Origin of the sequence: Methylobacterium ajmalii (assembly GCF_016613415.1) — a bacterium.
Lineage (GTDB): Bacteria > Pseudomonadota > Alphaproteobacteria > Rhizobiales > Beijerinckiaceae > Methylobacterium > Methylobacterium ajmalii.
Genome location: NZ_JACWCT010000136.1, coordinates 18828 through 36066, shown reverse-complemented (window position 1 = coordinate 36066; position 17239 = coordinate 18828). Strand labels below are relative to the sequence as shown.

The 17239-nt window shown below is 71.6% G+C and carries 16 protein-coding genes and 1 pseudogene; 11 read left to right on the top strand and 6 right to left on the bottom strand.

Annotated features, from left to right (window positions below; translation table 11 throughout):
- From HPY23_RS25260 to HPY23_RS25250, 3 genes are all read left to right on the top strand, one after another.
- Positions 1-559 (top strand): nucleotide-binding domain containing protein (locus HPY23_RS25260; protein WP_276530195.1); only part of this gene is annotated, 559 nt, incomplete at its 5' end.
- A complete protein-coding gene (gene pdxA / locus HPY23_RS25255; RefSeq protein ID WP_091885632.1) occupies positions 556-1554 on the top strand; it encodes a 4-hydroxythreonine-4-phosphate dehydrogenase PdxA in 999 nt (332 codons plus the stop codon). The genes HPY23_RS25260 and pdxA, both read left to right, overlap by 4 nt.
- 5 nt (positions 1555-1559) lie before the next feature.
- Positions 1560-2321 carry a DeoR/GlpR family DNA-binding transcription regulator gene (locus HPY23_RS25250; protein ID WP_060850748.1) on the top strand — a complete coding sequence of 254 codons (762 nt, stop codon included), beginning with the start codon at positions 1560-1562 and terminating at the stop codon, positions 2319-2321.
- A gap of 19 nt (positions 2322-2340) precedes the next feature.
- Here the strand turns inward: HPY23_RS25250 and HPY23_RS33265 are convergent.
- Positions 2341-2559: pseudogene (locus HPY23_RS33265) on the bottom strand (methyl-accepting chemotaxis protein); the annotation flags it as partial.
- A 461-nt stretch (positions 2560-3020) separates the two neighbouring features.
- On the opposite strand from HPY23_RS33265, the gene HPY23_RS25240 reads away from it, so the two are divergent.
- Positions 3021-3164: a hypothetical protein gene (locus HPY23_RS25240; RefSeq protein ID WP_167543991.1), complete on the top strand. Its 144-nt coding sequence runs from the start codon at positions 3021-3023 to the stop codon at positions 3162-3164.
- Between the two features lie 84 nt (positions 3165-3248).
- On the opposite strand, the gene HPY23_RS25235 is transcribed toward HPY23_RS25240, so the two are convergent.
- Positions 3249-4493, bottom strand: coding sequence for a metal-dependent hydrolase family protein (locus tag HPY23_RS25235; RefSeq protein ID WP_091885635.1), 1245 nt, complete (start codon positions 4491-4493; stop codon positions 3249-3251).
- Between the two features lie 128 nt (positions 4494-4621).
- On the opposite strand from HPY23_RS25235, the gene HPY23_RS25230 reads away from it, so the two are divergent.
- From HPY23_RS25230 to HPY23_RS25200, 7 genes are all read left to right on the top strand, one after another.
- On the top strand, positions 4622-5275 hold the full coding sequence (locus HPY23_RS25230; RefSeq protein ID WP_060850750.1) for a TetR/AcrR family transcriptional regulator: 654 nt from the start codon (positions 4622-4624) through the stop codon (positions 5273-5275).
- A 115-nt stretch (positions 5276-5390) separates the two neighbouring features.
- Positions 5391-6224 (top strand): ABC transporter permease, encoded by an 834-nt coding sequence (locus HPY23_RS25225; protein WP_060850751.1) that lies wholly within the window; start codon positions 5391-5393, stop codon positions 6222-6224.
- On the top strand, positions 6224-7285 hold the full coding sequence (locus HPY23_RS25220) for an ABC transporter ATP-binding protein (protein WP_060850752.1): 1062 nt from the start codon (positions 6224-6226) through the stop codon (positions 7283-7285). The genes HPY23_RS25225 and HPY23_RS25220 overlap by 1 nt, the downstream gene beginning before the upstream one ends.
- Entirely contained in the window at positions 7282-8307 is a 1026-nt protein-coding gene (locus tag HPY23_RS25215; protein ID WP_200601744.1) for an extracellular solute-binding protein, read from the top strand. Before HPY23_RS25220 ends, HPY23_RS25215 begins: the two co-directional genes overlap by 4 nt.
- Positions 8308-8553: 246 nt before the next feature.
- On the top strand, positions 8554-9381 hold the full coding sequence (locus HPY23_RS25210; protein WP_091885640.1) for an ABC transporter permease: 828 nt from the start codon (positions 8554-8556) through the stop codon (positions 9379-9381).
- 26 nt (positions 9382-9407) lie between these two features.
- Positions 9408-11018: an amidohydrolase family protein gene (locus HPY23_RS25205; protein WP_060850755.1), complete on the top strand. Its 1611-nt coding sequence runs from the start codon at positions 9408-9410 to the stop codon at positions 11016-11018.
- On the top strand, positions 11015-12046 hold the full coding sequence (locus HPY23_RS25200; RefSeq protein WP_091885642.1) for a CobW family GTP-binding protein: 1032 nt from the start codon (positions 11015-11017) through the stop codon (positions 12044-12046). Before HPY23_RS25205 ends, HPY23_RS25200 begins: the two co-directional genes overlap by 4 nt.
- 801 nt (positions 12047-12847) lie before the next feature.
- Here HPY23_RS25200 and HPY23_RS25195 read toward each other — a convergent pair.
- The 4 genes from HPY23_RS25195 to HPY23_RS25180 all read right to left on the bottom strand — a co-directional run bounded on the left by HPY23_RS25195 (position 12848) and on the right by HPY23_RS25180 (position 17141).
- Positions 12848-14014, bottom strand: coding sequence for a glutathionylspermidine synthase family protein (locus HPY23_RS25195; protein ID WP_091885645.1), 1167 nt, complete (start codon positions 14012-14014; stop codon positions 12848-12850).
- On the bottom strand, positions 14014-14709 hold the full coding sequence (locus HPY23_RS25190) for a DUF1190 domain-containing protein (RefSeq protein ID WP_091885647.1): 696 nt from the start codon (positions 14707-14709) through the stop codon (positions 14014-14016). The genes HPY23_RS25195 and HPY23_RS25190 overlap by 1 nt, the downstream gene beginning before the upstream one ends.
- 8 nt (positions 14710-14717) lie before the next feature.
- Complete coding sequence (locus HPY23_RS25185) at positions 14718-15116, bottom strand: DUF350 domain-containing protein (protein WP_060850759.1); 399 nt, start codon at positions 15114-15116, stop codon at positions 14718-14720.
- 327 nt (positions 15117-15443) lie between these two features.
- Positions 15444-17141, bottom strand: coding sequence for a methyl-accepting chemotaxis protein (locus HPY23_RS25180; protein WP_236012945.1), 1698 nt, complete (start codon positions 17139-17141; stop codon positions 15444-15446).
- Between the last annotated feature and the right edge of the window lie 98 nt (positions 17142-17239).

Genomic DNA, 17239 nt, shown 5'->3' with positions numbered 1-17239 from the left:
CGCTCCCTCGCCCGCCCCCGCCCGGGCGGTCGCGAGCGGCCCGGGCGGCACGCTCGTGGTGGTGGGAAGCCTCGCGGCGGTCTCCCGCGCCGCGGCCCGCAAGCTGGCGGCCGAGCCGCGGATGCGCCACGTCCCGGTGGCGCCCGACTGGCTCATCGAGGCGGGCGAGGCCGAGCGGCGGCGCTGGTGCGAGGCGATCGCGGCGCGCCTCGCCGTCGGGGACGACGTGCTGGTCGAGGTCGCGATGGGCGAGGCGCCCGATCTCGCCATCGGGTCTCGCCTCGCGACCGCGCTCGGCGCGCTCCTCGCCCCGGCCGCGCCCCATCTCGGCGCCCTGGTGGCGACCGGCGGCGAGACCGCGGCGGCGCTCCTGGCGCGGTTCGGGGTCGACGGCCTGGCGCTGGTCGACGAGATCGAGCCCGGCGTCTCCCTCGGCGTGACGCGGGGCCGCCTCCGCGTGCCGATCGTCACCAAGGCCGGAGCCTTCGGCAGCGAGGACACGCTCCTGCGCGCCGTCCACCACCTCCGGGCCATCAGACACGAAGGGTCTCCGACATGAGCCGACCGACCGTCGCGATCACCATGGGCGATGCCTCCGGCATCGGCCCCGAGATCATCATGAAGGCGCTCGCCCGGCCCGACATCGCGGCGCTCTGCCGGCCGGTCGTGATCGGCGACGCCGAGCGCCTGCGCGAGGCCGGCCGCATCGTCGGAAAAGACCTGACGGTGCAGGCCGTCGCCTCGCCCCGTGAAGCGACCGACGCGCCCGGCACCGTGGCCTGCGTCGATCTCGGGCTGATCCCGAAGGACCATCCGTTCGGGCGCGTCTCGCCGGTCTCCGGCGAGGCGGCGTTCCGCTACATCGAGCGCGCCGTCCGGGTGGTCCAGGCCGGCGAGGCCGCGGCGATCTGCACCGCGCCCCTGAGCAAGGAGGCGCTGCACGCCGCCGGCCACAAGTATCCGGGCCATACCGAGCTTCTGGCCGCCCTCACCGGCACGCCGGAGGTCTCGATGATGCTGGTCTCGCCCAAGCTCCGGGTGATCCACGTCACGACCCATATCGGGCTGATCGACGCCATCGCGCGGATCGAGCCGGGCCTCGTCGAGCGGGTGATCGCCCGCGGCCACGACACCCTGCTCAAGGCGGGACTCGCGAATCCGCGGATCGGCGTCTGCGCGATCAACCCGCATGCCGGCGAGAACGGCCTGTTCGGCCGCGGCGAGGAGGCGGAGAAGATCACGCCGGCGGTTCAAGCCTGCCGGGCGAAGGGCTGGCGGGTCGAGGGGCCGCTGCCGGCCGACACGCTGTTCTTCCTGGCGGGCCGGGGCGACTACGACCTCGTGGTGGCGATGTACCACGACCAGGGCCACGGCCCGATCAAGGTTCTCGGCCTCGAGGCGGGGGTGAACATCACCGTCGGCCTGCCGGTGATCCGTACCTCGGTCGATCACGGCACCGCCTTCGACATCGCCGGCAAGGGCATCGCCGACGAGGGCTCGCTGGTCGAGGCCCTGCGCCAGGCCGTCGATCTGGCCCCGCGCCAGGCGGTCTGACAGCCATGACCCGCGGCCGGCACCGTCACCCGCTGCTGCTGGAGGCGCTCCAGGCCGGCGAGGTCGTGGTCGAGGAGCTGGCGGAGCGCTTCGGCGTCTCCGCCTCGACGATCCGGCGCGACCTGCAGCGGCTGGCGAGCGAGAAGACGATCACCCGCACCTATGGCGGCGCGGTGATCGCCCATCCGCTCCCCGAGACGAGCCTGCCGGAGCGCGAGGCGCAGGCACGGCCCGAGAAGGCCGCCATCGCGCGGGCCGCCCTCTCGCTGCTTACCGACGACGACATCCTGATCCTCGACGGCGGCTCGACGGTGGCGGCCTTCGGGGCCGGCCTCGCCGGGCGGCGCCACGCGATCGTCACCAACAACCTGCCGCTGGTGGGCGTGCTCGCCGGCGCGCCCGGCCTCACCCTCACGGTGCTCGGCGGGGCGGTGCGGCCCGGCAGCATGAGCACGCTCGGCCCCCTCGCCGAGGCGGCCCTGCGCCGCCTCACCGCCGACAAGGCGGTGGTGAGCGGCGACGGGTTCGTGGCCGGCCGCGGCCTGTGCGAGGCGGCCCTCGAGCAGGTCTCGCTCAAGTCGCTGATGATGGAGCAGGCGGCCGAGGTGGTGGTGCTGATGGATTCCTCCAAGCTCGGCCGCGCGACGCAGGGCGCCTGGGCGCCCCTGCCCGGCCGCTGGACGCTGGTGACCGACGCGGGCGCCACGGACGCGCAATGCGCGGACGCGGAGGGCGCCGGGGCGCGCGTGGTGCGGGCGGCGGGATAGACCGCCCCGGACCCCCGGTTCAGGCGGCCCGCACCGTCGCCCGGAAGCGCGCGACCTCCACGGAGAGGTGCTCGGACCGGCGCGGCATCTCGGAGGCGGCGCCGACCACCTGGGCTGCGGCCGCTCCGGTCTCCCCGGCGGCCTCGGCCAGGGTCGCGACGGTGCCGGTGACCGCGCCGGTTCCGGTCGCGGCCTCGGCGACGTTGCGGGCGATCTCCTGGGTGGCCGAGCCTTTTTGGCGCGCCGACGAGATTGCCGGGCAGCGGTCGATGCGGCCGGTCCATCTCGCCGTTTCTGACGATCCGGGCCGGTGCCACGAGAAAAAATACGCTCACCTTGCGGCCAGATACACCGCCGGGCGGGACGGATGGCTGTCGTCGCCGCGCCGGTCCCCGATCTTGACGGGCCGCCGTCTTGCGGCAGCCGATCCCGACCTGCCCGCCTCGACGCGGCCGCCATTCGCGGGCGGGAACGCCCGGCCTCGCCGATCCGGCCGGCCGGCCGGCCGGATCCCGGCTCAAGAATACTTACGCAATCTATGATCTAACAATTCAAGTCATTGCGGAGAAAATAAATCTCATGCTTCTCGATTTTTTCTCAATGTAACAATATATCCATGGCAATGGACAGCATTCGAACCAGGGTTCAATTTGAATTCGCAGCCGACCGACAGGGCTGCAAACACCAGAGAACGGCATCATGAAGAAGCTCGACGCCAAGTCCCTCGGCACCGTCGCCGGCGGCTGCTGCCTGCCCGCCTGCCCGCCGCCGTGCCCCCCGCCGGCTCCGGCCTGCCCGCCGCCGGCCCCGACCTGCGGCAGCGCCAAGTCGCGGGTCTGCTGAACCGCGCCGGACGCCGACGGGGCCCGGCCTCCGCCGGGGCCCCGTCGGCGCATGGTCTCGGAGCGCGGCCGCCCGGACGGCGTCTCAGGCCGCCAGCGCGTCCTTTACGAAGCGCCCGTCGATCATGATCGCCGGCATGTGCCGGCCCTGGCCGGTCAGCAGCGACAGGTCGGCCAGCGGATCGCCGTCGACCACGATCAGGTCGGCGAAGGCGCCCGGCGCCACCACGCCGGCCTTGCCCTCCAGGCGCACGACCTTGGCGGCGTTGATCGTCGCCGAGCGGATCACCTCGATCGCCGGCAGGCAGCGGCCGCGGATCACGAACTCCTCCGACTGGTGGCGGTGCATCTCGCCCAGGAGGTCGGTGCCGTAGGCCATCATCACGCCGGCGTCGCGCAGGGTCTCGAGGGCGTGGAGACCCGCCTCGCGCACGTCCTCGATCTTGGCGACCGAGGCCGGCGGCAGGCCCAGGGACGCGCCCTCCTTGGCGAGAGCGTCGAAGGTGACGTTGGTCGGCACCACGTAGGCGCCCTTGTCGTGGATCAGCCGCGCGGTCTCGGGCGTCACGAGGTTGCCGTGCTCGACCGAGATCACCCCGCACTCGACCGCCCGGCGGATCGCCGCGTCGGTATAGAGATGGGCGGCGACGTAGGTCTGGGCGTTCTCCGCCTCCTCGACGATCGCCCGCAGCTCGTCCACCGAGTAGCCCAGGAACGCGATCGGGTCGGTCGGCGAGGAGACACCGCCATTGGCCATGATCTTGATGAAGTCGGCCCCGGCCTTGATCTCCTCGCGGGCGACGCGGCGCACGGCGTCGACCCCGTCGCAGACCCGGCCCATGGCGCCGAGCTTGGTGCCGTAATGGCCGACATCGCGGGCGTGATAGCGGCCGCGATAGTCGGTGTGACCGCCGGTCTGCGACAGGGCCTTGCCGCAGATCACCAGGCGCGGGCCGTCGATCAGCCCTTCGCGCACCGCCATGACCAGCCCGTGATCGGCGCCCCCGAGATCGCGCACGGTGGTGAAGCCGCGCATCAGCATCCCGCGCATGATCTTGGCGGTGCGCAGCGCCACCAGCGAATCCGGCAGCTCGGCATTGGCGCCGAGGTCGGGGATCGTCGCGATGACGTGGACGTGGCAGTCGATCAGGCCCGGCATCAGGGTGCGGCCGGCGAGGTCGATGACGCGGGCCGAGGCCGCTTTCAGCGGCTTGTCCGACACCTCCCGGATCGTGCCGCCCTCGACCAGCACGTCGTGGCCGTCGAGCGCGGTGTCGTGGGTGCCGTCGAGGACCCGGGCGTTGCGGAACAGGACGAGGTCGGCGCTCATGCGGGCAGTCCCTTTGTCGTGCGAGGCGGCCCGGGGATCAGGGCGCGCGGGCGTGGCGGCACACTGGACAGCGAGAAAAAAACAGGCAAGCTTGTTTTTTATTCAGGCGTTCAGGCCCGGGAGGATCGGTGGCGCAGACCGGACGGCAGCCCCAGGCGCGCAGCCTCGCGACCCGCGAGCGGCTGGTGCGCGCGACGATCGACGAGATCTACGCCGTCGGCTACCACGCCGCGACGACGCAACAGATCGCCGAGCGCGCGCAGGTCTCCCGCGGGGCGCTGCTGCACCACTTCCCGACCCGGGCCGACCTCGTGCTGGCCGCGCTCGAGACGGTGCTCGCCGACGGCACGGCCGAGATCAAGGCGGTCTCGCAGGACGTGCGCTCGGGGGCGCTGCCGCTCGGCGACTTCGTCGAGTTCCTGTGGCCGCTCTTCTCGGGCCGGTTCTTCCATCTCTCGATGGAGCTGATCAACGAGTCGCGCACCGACGCGGAGCTGCGCCAGTGCCTGATCCCGGTCGTGCAGCGCTTCCACGCCGCCCTCGACGCGATCTGGGTCGAGTTCTGCGATTCCGACGCCCGGCCGCCGCGCGAAGCCCGGATCATCCTCAACCTGACGGTGAACCTGATGCGCGGCATGGGCGTGCAGACCGTGCTGCGGCCCGATCCCGACTACTATCGCGACCTGATCGAGACCTGGAAGGCGGTGCTGCCGCTCCTGATCGCGGGACCGGCGGGCGACGCCGCCTTCGCCGGGGCCCGCTTCCGCGAGGCGGTGGCGTGACGGGCGCGCAGCGCGGATTGCGGCCTGGCACCCATCTTGCCACAAGGCCGAACACCTGTCTTACAAATAGGTCAGCTATGATCCGGACGCCGTCGCCCTCGAACCCGTGAACCGCATGAGCGTCGCCTCCCTCTCTCCCGGCCCGTCGGCCCGTCTCGGCCGCCTCGCCTTCCTGGCGGCGGTCGTCCTCGCCTACGCGATCGTGTTCGCGCCGATCGTGACGGTGATCGCGACCTCGTTCTTCGACCAGGAGATCGTGACCTTCCCGCCCGAGGGCCTGACCTGGCGCTGGTACCTCAACGCCTGGGCGCAGCGCGATTTCGCGCGCGGCTTCCTCACCTCGCTCCAGATCGCGCTCGCCGCCACGGCGATCGGCGTGCCGCTCGGCACGGCGGCCGCGCTGGCCCTGGTGCGCTCGACCGTTCCGGGGCGCGGCCTCCTCGGCACCTTCCTGCTCGCGCCGCTGGCGGTGCCGGCGATCGTCGCCGGCTCGGCCCTCTACATGTTCACCCTGCGGGCCGAGGACTGGCTCGACATGGACATCAAGGCGACGCTGGGCGGTCTGGTGGCCGCCAACGTGCTGATCACCATCCCCTGGACGGTGCGCCTCGTCACCGCGAGCTTGGCGGGCCTCGACCGCGCGGCGGAGGAGGCGGCGGCCAATCTCGGGGCGCGGCCCTTTACGGTCTTCCGCCGCATCACGCTCCCGATGCTGCGGCCCGGCATCGTCGCCGCCGCCCTGTTCTCCTTCGTGGCGAGCTTCGAGAACCTCGAACTCAACCTCCTCCTCGTCGGCCCGGGGCGCACCACCCTGCCCGTCGCCATGCTGAGCTACCTGGAATTCCGAATGGACCCGACCCTGGCCGCCGTCGCGACCGCGCAGATCCTGATGGTGACGATCCTGATGCTGGTCACCGACCGCTTCGTGAAGCTCTCGCGGATCGTCTGATGGGCACGCTTCTCCTCGACGGCCTCACCAAGCGCTACGGCGAGGCCACCGCCGTCGCCGGCGTCGACCTCGACATCCGCCAGGGCGAGCTGGTGGCACTGCTCGGACCGTCGGGCTGCGGCAAGACCACGACGCTGCGCATGGTCGCGGGCTTCATCGAGCCGAGCGCCGGCCGCGTCGTGATCGGCGGGCGCGACGTGACGCGGCTGCCGCCCCATGCCCGCGACACCGGCATGGTGTTCCAGTCCTACGCGCTGTTCCCGCACATGAGCGTCGCCGACAATGTCGGCTTCGGCCTGGAGATGCGGAAGGTGGGCAAGGCCGAGCGCGACCGGCGCATCGCCGAGGCGCTGCGGCTGGTGCGCCTCGACGCGCTCGCCGACCGGCTGCCGCGCCAGCTCTCGGGCGGCCAGCAGCAGCGCGTCGCGCTCGCTCGCGCCCTGGTGGTGAGCCCGGCGGTGTTCCTCCTCGACGAGCCGCTGTCGAACCTGGACGCCAAGCTCCGCTCCGAGGTGGGGCTGGAGATCCGCGAACTGCAGAAGCGCCTCGGCCTCACGACCCTGATGGTCACCCACGACCAGGACGAGGCCCTGGCGATGGCCGACCGGCTGGTGGTGATGGAGCACGGCCGCGTGCTCCAGGTCGGCAGTGCGGAAGACCTCTACGAGCGCCCGGCCAACACCTTCGTCGCCGGCTTCGTCGGCCGCTGCAACCTCCTCGACGGCACGCGCGAGGGCGCCGACGTGTTTCGCCTGGCGAGCGGCGCCGCGGTGCCGTGCGCGCCCGACGCGGCGGCGGCGGGCGGCAAGCTGGCGATCCGGCCCGAGCGGATCGCCGTCGCGCCCGATCCCGCCGGCACCGGGCGGCTGCGGGCCGTGACCTATCTCGGCGCGCGCACCGAGTACCACCTGGATCTCGCCGGCGAGGCGATCGTCGCGGTGAGCCCGACGCCGCTGCCCGACGACCCCCGCCGCCGCCTCGCGGCCGGCGATCCCGTCCGCATCACCTGGATTCCCGACGCCGCCCGCGTCATCCCCGCAGCAGAGAGCCCCGCCCGATGATCACCCGTCGCACCCTGATGGCCGGCAGCGCCGCCCTCGGCCTGTCCGGCACGCTGCCCGCCCGGGCCCAGTCCGCCCCGATCGTCGTCGGCACCTGGGGCGGCGATTACGGCGCGCTGCTGCAGCAGAACATCGACGTCCCGCTGATGAAGCCGCAGGGCATCGAGGTGTCGCAGGACATCGCCAACCAGGACCCGCGCCGCACCAAGCTGATCGCCGAGCGCACCAGCCGCCGCGGCAGCATGGACGTCCCCTGCATCAACGACATCGACAGCTACATGCTGAGCCAGCTCGGCGTGCTGGAGACCGTGCCGGCCGCCGAGGTGCCGCGCCTGTCGCAGGTGATCGACGTGTTCAAGAAGCCGCACTCGATCCCGCACATCTACTCGGCGATGGTCATCCTCTACAACCCGAGCAAGGTCACGACCCCGCCGACCCGCTACGCCGACATCTTCGATCCGAAGTACAAGGGCCGGGTCGGATTTTCCGACATCCTCTGGAACTTCAACATGGCCGGCGCCAATATCGGGGCCGGCGGCACCCCGACCGACTTCACCAAGGGCAAGACGGCGCTGATGGACCTGAAGGCGCTCTCGCCGAAGGTCTATCCGTCGAACGAGACGCTGGCCGCGGCGCTGAAGTCCGAGGAGGTGTGGATCTCGCTGATGTGGCTCGCCCGCGGCTTCATGTGGAAGCAGGCCGGCATCCCGGTCGAGATGGCGATCCCCGAGGAGGGCGCCCTGCCGATCCTGTTCGAGGCGGGCGTGCCGAAGAACTCGCGGGCCAAGGACAGCGGCTTCAAGTACCTGAACGCGATGCTCGATGCGAAGGCCCAGGTCGCCTTCGCGCAGAAGATGGGCTACGTGCCGACCGTCAAGGACGCCAAGCTCCCGGATGATCTCGCCAAGCAGATCAGCCTGACGGAGGCCCAGCAGGCCAAGCTCCGCCCGCTCGACTACGCGACGATGCAGGCGCAGCAGGCGGCGTTCTCGGATTTCTGGAACAAGGAATTCAAGGGGTAGGCTATCGGATCGGCCGCGCGGCCTCGCCGACACCCCGCTCCATCCACTCCACGACCTCATCCTGAGGTGTTGGCCGATCGAAGATCGGCTGACCTCGAAGGAGGGCTCCAGAAGTCCCGGTGATCTCTGGAGCCCTCGTTCGAAGCTCGTTTCACTCGCGATCTCTGATCGCCGGCACCTCGGGACGAGGTCGCGGATGGGATGAGATGGAACCCAGCCGAACAGTTCAGATCGAGACTTCCGCCCGTGTTCGCTCTCATCCTGCCGGCCTTCCTCGTCGTCGCCGCGCTCCTGGTCGGCCCGATGGTGCTGCTGGCGCGTATCTCGCTCAACGAATACAGCCCGACGCAGCTGATGGTCGAGGCGACGACGGCGCAGAACTACCTCAACGCCGTCGCCGACCCGTATTACCGCGGCGTGATGGGCACGACGCTCGTCATGGCCTTCACCTGCACGGCGCTGACCCTGGCGCTCGGCTTTCCCGCGGCCTACCGGCTCGCCCGGATGGAGAGCCGCTGGAAGAGCCTCGTCACCGTGCTGACCCTGATCCCGCTATTGGTCGGAAACGTCGTGCGGGCGGCGGGCTGGCTCGGGCTCCTCGGCAATGACGGGCTCATCAACGCCACCTTGCGGGGCCTGCACCTCACCACGGGCCCCTTGCCGCTGATCTACACGCCGGGCGCGGTCGCCATTGGGACGATCGCCGTGGTCCTGCCCTACATGATCCTGACCCTGTCCTCGGTGATCGAGAGCATCCCGCGGGCGGTCGAGGAGGCGGCGGCCAATCTCGGCGCCAGCGCCTTCACGGTGTTTCGCCGGGTGGTGTGGCCGCTGGCGCTCCCCGGCACGGTAGCGGGCTGCGTCCTCGTCTTCATCCTGTGCATGAACACCTACGCGACCGCGGTGCTGCTCGGCGGTTCGCAGTTCAAGATGATGGCGCCCGCCGTCTACGACCAGTTCTCGAAGGGCATGAACTGGCCGTTCGGCGCGGCGCTGGCCTTCATCCTGCTCGCCGCGACCCTGGTGCTGACGGTGCTCGGCACCGCGCTGCTCGGCCGCCGCTACGCCCGATAGATCCAACGACGACGCGGGAGGACACCATGAGCGACGCCCCGATTCTCGCCGGCAACGAGCTCGCCGCCGAGCGGGCCAGGGCCGGCCAGCCGCCCCTGGTGCCCTCGACCTCCCGCGACCGCGGGATCGGGCCGCACAAGCGCCTGGTGCTGCGGGCCGCCACCGTCATCGACGGCACCGGCGCGCCGCCGATCGGCCCGACCGACATCGTGGTCGAGAACGGCCGCATCGTGCAGTTGAAGAAGGTCGCGGGCAACCTCGCCAACAGCGCCAACCGGCCCGCGCCCGGCGACCACGAGATCGATTGCCGCGGCAAGTGGGTGACGCCCGGCTTCGTCGATTGCCATGCCCATGCCGGCGTCGCCTACCACGCCGCCAACGGCTGGGTGCCGCCGGTCGAGTACGTCTACAAGCTCTGGCTCGCCCACGGCGTGACGACGGTGCGCGAGATGGGTTCGTTCAACGGGCTCGACTGGATGCTCGACCAGAAGAAGCGCGCGGAGGCCAACGAGATCGCGGCGCCGCGGCTCCTGGCCTACAGCTACTTCCCGGCCGTGAACGACATGCTGAAGCTGATCCACACCCCCGAGGAGGGGCGGGTGTGGCTGCGCAAGCTCAAGGAGCGCGGCGCCGACGGGGTGAAGTTCTTCGGGGCGCCCCCCGCCATCATGGAGGCGGCCCTCGACGAATGCGCGAAGCTCGGGCTGAAGTCGGGCTGCCACCACGCCCAGATGGCGGTGACGCGGATGAACGCGCTCACCACCGCCGGCTGGGGGCTGACCAGCGCCGAGCATTATTACGGCCTGCCCGAGGCTTTGTTCGAGGACCGGGTCGTCCAGAACTTCCCGCTCGACTACGACTACAACGACGAGTATTTCCGCTTCTCGGTCTCCGGCCAGATGTTCCGCCAGGGCGCCGAGCCGGGATCGAAGAAATGGAACGAGACCCTGGAGCGGTTCCTGGAGCTCGGCTTCACCTTCGTGCCGACCTTCACGATCTACGATGCCAACCGCGACCTGATGCGGGCGCGCCAGGCCGACTGGCACAAGGAGTATACCTGGAAGTCGATGTGGGACTACTTCACGCCGCAGCGCGGCGGCCACGGCTCGTACTGGTATCGCTGGTCGACCCAGAACGAGATCGAGTGGAAGGAGAACTACCGGCTCTGGATGGCGTTCATCAACGAGTACAAGAACCGCGGTGGCCGGGTCTGCGCCGGCTCGGATTCGGGCTTCATCTACCAGATCTTCGGTTTCGGCTACATTCGCGAGCTGGAACTGCTGCAGGAGGCCGGCTTCCACCCGCTCGAAGTGGTGCGCGCCGCGACCTCCCAAGGAGCCGCCCTGTGCGGGCTCGAGGACGAGATCGGCACCGTCGAGGTCGGCAAGCGCGCCGACCTCCTGGTCCACGACCACAACCCGCTCACCGACTTCAAGCTGCTCTACGGCACCGGGGCTTTGCGCCTCGACGAGGCGACGAACGGCGCCACCTGGCACCGGGGACTGAAGTACACGATCAAGGACGGGGTGATCTACGACACCGCCGAGCTGCTCGCCGACGTGCGCGCGCTCGTGAAGGCGACCTGGGACGAGGCGGTGCCGGCGCAATACGCGACCTCGCCGCAGGCGGCGCCGTGAGCGACGTCCTCGACTTCGTCGTCCTCACCGGCTTCCTCGGCTCGGGGAAGACGACGCTGCTGCGCGACTGCCTGGCTCGTCCCGAGGCGGCCGATACCGCGATCATCGTCAACGAGGCCGGCGAGATCGGGCTCGACGGGCTGATCCTGCGCGAGAGCGGGGGGGACGTGCCGATGACGATGCTGGCGAATGGCTGTGTCTGCTGCCAGATGACCAGCGACCTCGCCCGCACCGTCGAGGCTTTGCTCGCCGCCGAGCGGCCGGAGGCGTCGGGGCCGCTGCGACGCATCGTGCTGGAGACGAGCGGCCTGTCGAAGCCGGGCCCGGTCCTGCGTCAGTTGGCCGGCCTCGCCGGCTTTCCGATGCGGGTCTCGGTCCTCGCCACCTACGATGCCCTGCGCGGGCCCGATTCCGCGGCCTTCGCCGAGGCCGCCGCGCAATGGGCCGCCGCCCACCGCATCGTCGTGACGAAGCTCGACGCGGCACCGCCCGGCCGCGTGACGCAGGCCCGGGCCGCGGTCGCGGGCCTCAACCCGCTCGCCGCGATCGTGGCCGATCCCGACCGGAGCGCGGCGGTGGCGGCCGCCTTCGCGCCGCTGCCCGGCGCCGGTCTCGATCCGGCGCTGCTCCGGGCGGAACCCGCCGGTACCCATCCGCGCGTCGCGGTCTGGCTCGCGCGGCCGTCCGCCCCCCTCCCCTACGACGATCTGGCGGCCTGGCTCGACAACCTCGCGGGCCACCTCGGCGAGCGCTTGCTTCGCCTCAAGGGCCTGGTGCCGGCGCTCGAGTCCGACCGACCGCTGCTGGTCGAGAGCGTCGGCACGCTGTTCTCGCGTCCCCGCCCCTTCGGCCGGCCGGGCGAGGACGTACCGGCCTTCCTGGTGGTGATCGCCCGCGACCTGGAGGCGGGCGAATTGGAGGAGGTGGCCCCGACCGGCCTGTTCCGCTTCGCGCCGCGGGCGCCGGCGAGCCCGTTCATGCGGGCGGGCGCCGGGGTGCCACGGGTCGAGGCACTGGAGGGGGAGTGACGGCGCAATCGGGCGATTCTTGCTCACCTCAGCGCTTCCGGGTCTCAGGGCCTTTCTAGATTGTGAATGATGATTTTCGATTTTTTTTCATAGACTTATCCCATCGACGAGGAATTCTGAGCCCGTTCGACCGATCGACGCAGTCTATCCCGTCGGCAAATTCATCCCGAGGTGTTGGCGATCGGAGATCGCACGCGATCATCGAAGGAGGGCTCCACAAGCCTCTGAGATCACTGGAGCCGTCCTTCGAGGCTCACTGCGCTCGCACCTCAGGATGAGGTGGAAGGCGGGACAGACCCCCCTTGCGGTTGTGTGGTCGCCAGTCGAACAGGCTCCATGAGCGGATGATATCTACGAAAATAGATTAGTTTTTATAAAATATTCTATGATGTCGATTTTCAATCGGATCACATGAGAGAACGCCGATTTCGACGCCGCATCTCGCGCGGCGGTTCCGGTTTTGGTGCGATTCGCTGATCGGGAGTACGCGCGCGATAGCCGGGGTCGCCATCACCCGCACCGATCGAACCGCCGCGGAGCCGCGCGCAGCCTGATCGCCGTAGCCTTATCGCCGTTGCCGAACCCAATGGAACTGGTCCGGCAGTCATTGCGCCACGATGCGAAATCCGGAAGTCTTTCCCAACAACCCAGACACGATCCCATCGATCACGGCGCGTCGTTGAGCGGAGCAAAATCCATGATTGCGGGCGTGACGACGTCGGGATCAGAACGAGAGAGGGGTCGACCAGTCCGAGGCGGCGGCGCCCACCCGAGGGGCGTTGCGTACGGGCACGGGCCGGATCACGGGTCGATGACGTGCGGCACGAAGCGGGCGCGGTCGGTGGTGATGAGCCCGTCGGCCTCGCGCAGGCAAAGGCCGGCGGGTTCGTCGCCGACGATCCAGCTGCCGACGAGGACGTGGCGCCCCTCGAAGCGCGGCAGGGGCGCGAGGCCCTGGCGGACGAAGCCCTCGGCGCCGTAGGGCCCCTCGGCCCGGGCCGCCACCGCGCCGTCCTCGACGATCAGCACGTTGGCGCCCTCCCGGGCGTAGAGGGGCTTCTTCACGAAGCTCGCGCCTAGGGCGGCCTTGTCCGGGTCCTCCTCGAAATAGGCCGGCAGCAGGTTCGGGTGGCCCGGCGCCATCGCCCAGAGATGGGCGAGCAGCCCCTTGTTCGAGAGCACCGCCTTCCAGGGCGGCTCGATGAAGCGGGTCGGCGCGGCGCCGACCGCCCGGCCGAACGGATCGGCGAAGATCCATTCCCACGGATAGAGCTTGAACAGGGCGTCGATCGGGGACCCGGCCTCGTCGACGAACCGGTCCCCGTCGAGCCCGATCGCCTCGACCGGCAGGAAGGGGGCGGCGAGGCCCGCCTGGAGGGCGCAATCCTGCAGGTAGGCCACCGTGCCGCGATCCTCCGGCGCGTCGGGAAAGCTCGCGAAGGCGAGGCTCGACGTGCCGAGCCGGCGCCCGATGGCGGCGAGTCGCGCGACCAGCCGCTCGTGCAGGGCGTTGAACTGGTCGGACCCCGCCGGCAGGCGGCCGCGGGCGAGCCCGTCCTCGAGCCAGAGCCACTGGAACACCGCACTTTCGTAGAGGGCGGTCGGCGTGTCGGCGTTGTATTCGAGGAGCTTGGCCGGTCCGGTGCCGCCGTAGGAGAGGTCGAGCCGCCCGTAGAGCGCCGGATCGCCCCGGCGCCAGCTCGCCCGGATCGCGTCCCAGGCATGCTCGGGGATCCGCAGCGAGGCGAGGATGCGCTCGTCCTCGACCGCGCGGGCCGCGAAGGCGAGGCAGAGGTCGTGCAGCGCCCGGCTCGGCGCCTCGATCTCCTCCTCGATCTCGGCGAGGCCGAAGGCGTAGTAGGCGCTCTCGTCCCAGTAGGGCGCGCCGTCGAAGGAGTGGAAGTGGAAGCCGGCACGCGCCGCGTGCGTGCGCCAGTCGGGCCGCTCGGGCGTCGCCACGCGGCGCATCAGCCGCCGGACCCGCCGGCATGGCCGGTCCCGTGCCCGCCCGCGGCCGCCACAGCCCGCCCGGTGCCGCCGAAGCCGCCGCGGGCGATCAGCCGCGGGGCCGTCGCCGGGGCGCGGGCGACCGTGGACGGGACGTGGACCCGCGAGGAGCCGGAGACCGGCACGATCCGGGCGCCCGTGCCGGTGCAGTAGCCGAGCCCGTGCCCGCCGTGGGAGCCGCCATGGGCGCCACCCTGCGCCTCCCGCTCCTCCTCCGGGGCGTGGGCGTAGAGCGGCTGGGCCGGCAGGTCCTGCCCCTCCGGTCCCAGCATGAAGGCGGCCATCGCCGGCAGGGAGCGGTCCTGCGCCTCCGCCGTCACCGTCGCGCCCGGCACGCAGCCGCCGCGTCCGTGGTGACGCTCGCAATCGGCGAGGGTCTCGTAGCGCGGCGCGGTCGCCGCGTAGGCCCGGCGCGCCGCCGCCTCGGCGGCGGTGCAATCCTCGGGCTTGCGCCGGCCCTCGGCGATGCAGGCACCGACTGTGCCGTAGACCAGGGCGTCCTCCTCGCGCTGCGAGGGATCGAGGCGGGCGAGCCCGAAGGCCGCCGCCCCCGCCCCGGCGACCAGCACCAGGGAGATCGTCGCCGAGCGCTTCATGCGCCGGACGGACTCGGCCTCGGCGTCCTTGCCGGGATCCCGGCCGGGTGCGTCGCCCATCGCTCGCCTCAATAGGTCATCGAGGCGGCGTTCACGACGCCGCCGGCCAGGGACGCGGCGCCGAGCAGCACCGCCGCGGCCATCCGGTCCTCCTCGATCCGCCGCGACAGGTCCGGCAGGGCGAGGCGGACCAGCCAGTAGATCCCGACCTGCACCACCAGGGCGACGAGGCCCCAGACCAGGCAGTCGAGGACCGAGCGGGCGTTGTAGATCGCCACCGCCAGCGGCAGGGCGAAGCCGACGAGGCTGCCCCCGAGGGAGACGGAGGCCGCGGTCACGTCCCGCCGGATCAGCGCCAGCTCGTTATGCGCCGTGGCGAAGGTGTAGACGACGAGATAGAGGCCGGTCAGGAGCGCGGCCGTGCCGAGATAGACGAGAAAATCGGGCAGCCCGGCGATCGAGGTCATCGGCGCGCGATGGTCCGTACGGCGCGCCTCTCGTCGAACGGATGGGAGACCAAGCGAAACCCCGTCGATCGCGCCGGGCGGAAACCGTCCGCCCAGTCGAGCCCGGCACGCGGCGCCGGTTCGCCGGGCGCATCGCCAGCATCCCGGCGGCCCGTGGCTCCGATCATCGTCAAGCGGGTGGGGCACGTCAACTCCGCCGCGGCGGAGATGCCGTCGCCGGGCCGACGACGACATCGCGCACGACTCGCCCGCGCCCGAGACATCTTTGCGGCATCGCCGCCGTCGCGCTCCGCGCCGGTCCGGGCCTCGCGCCTCGCGCCTCGCGCTTCACGCCGCCCGGACGGTGGCGAGGAAGCGCGCCACCTCGGCCGAGAGATGCTCGGACTGGCGCGACAGGGCCGAGGCCGAGGCGAGGACCTGGGAGGCCGCCGCCCCGGTCTCCTCGGCGGCGCCCGCCACGCCCGCGATGGTGCCGGTGACCTCGCCGGTGCCGGCCGCCGCCTGGGAGACGTTGCGGACGATCTCCTGGGTCGCCGCGCCCTGCTCCTCGACCGCCGCGGCGATCGAGGTGGCGACCCCCGCGATCTCCTCGATCCGCGCGGTGATGCCGCCGATCGCCTCGGCCGCCTCGCCGGTCGAGGCCTGGATCGCCGCGATCTGGCCGGTGATCTCGGCGGTCGCCTTCGCGGTCTGGCCGGCGAGTTCCTTCACCTCCGAGGCGACCACCGCGAAGCCGCGGCCGGCCACGCCGGCGCGGGCGGCCTCGATGGTGGCGTTGAGCGCGAGCAGGTTCGTTTGCGCGGCGATCGAGGCGATCAGCCCGACCACGTCGCCGATGCGCGCGGTCGCCTCGGTCAAGGCGCGGACCCGGGCCGCGCTCTCGCCGACCTCCGCCACGGCGACCCGGGCGAGCCGGGCCGAGCCGTCGACCTGGCGGCCGATCTCCTGGACCGAGGCGCCGAGCTCCTCGGCCGCCGCCGCCACCGTGCCGACATTCGACGAAGCTTCCTCGGCCGCCGCCGCGACGGCGGTCGATTGCGCGGCGGTCTGCGTCGCGGTCGCGGACATCGCCCGGGCGGTGGCCTGGAGGTCGGTGGCCGAGGCCGAGACCTGGCCGACGATCCCGCCGACCGCCTGCTCGAAGGCGTCCGCCATCCGGCGCATGCCGGCCCGGCGCTCGGCCTCGGCCGAAGCGCGCGTCCGCACCGTCTCCGCCTCCAGCGCCCGGGCGTGGACCAGGCCGTCCTTGAACACCTGGACGGCGGCGGCCATCGTGCCGATCTCGTCGCGCCGGCCCGCGCCCGGGATGGCGGTCGCGACGTCCCCGGCCGCCAGCCGGCGCATGGCGCGGTCGAGTGCGTGCAGCGGAGCCACGGCCCGCCTGAGGCTGAGCCAGAGGATGCCGGCCCCGGCCAGGGCCAGCGCCGCGGCGAGCCCGGCGGACTTCGTCCGGATGCCGTCGATCAGCGCGTAGTACTCGCTCTTCTTCACCCCGGCATAGACGATGCCGACGACGCGCCCGCCGGCGTCTCGGATCGGCTCGTAGACGGCGAGGTGCGGGACGCCGAGGATCGCGGCCTCGCCGCGATAGGTCTCGCCCCGGCCGAGCACCGCCTCGTGGACGGGCCCCGGCGCGAGCCGCGTGCCGACCGCCCGCGAACCGTCGGGATTGGTGATGGTGGTGGCAACCCGCATGTCGCCGAGGAACACCGTCGCGGTGCCGCCCAGGACCGCGCGCACCCGGTCGACGGCGGGCTCGGCGGCCCCGACGACGTGGGAGCCGACCGTCAGCGCTCCGTCCCGCACCGCGAAGACGGTCGAGCCGCCCTCGTCGACGAGAGTCTGCTTCAGCAGCCGAAGGCCACCGTCGAGGGCGCTCGCCGCCTGATGCCGCATCTCCGCCTCCACGTCCTGCATCGTGATCCCGGCAAGGACGGCGACCGCCGACGCCAGGACGAGGGTCCCGATCGCGCCGCTGCGGACGGCGAGGGAGATCGCGGGCAGGTGCGGGAGCTGGGCGAGCATGGGGAATCGGTCTCCGTTGCGGCGCAAGAAGCCCGGCCGGCGCCGCTTCCGACGCATCTCCGGGACAAAAATAGGCATAAGTTCCTCTCGCGGCCCGA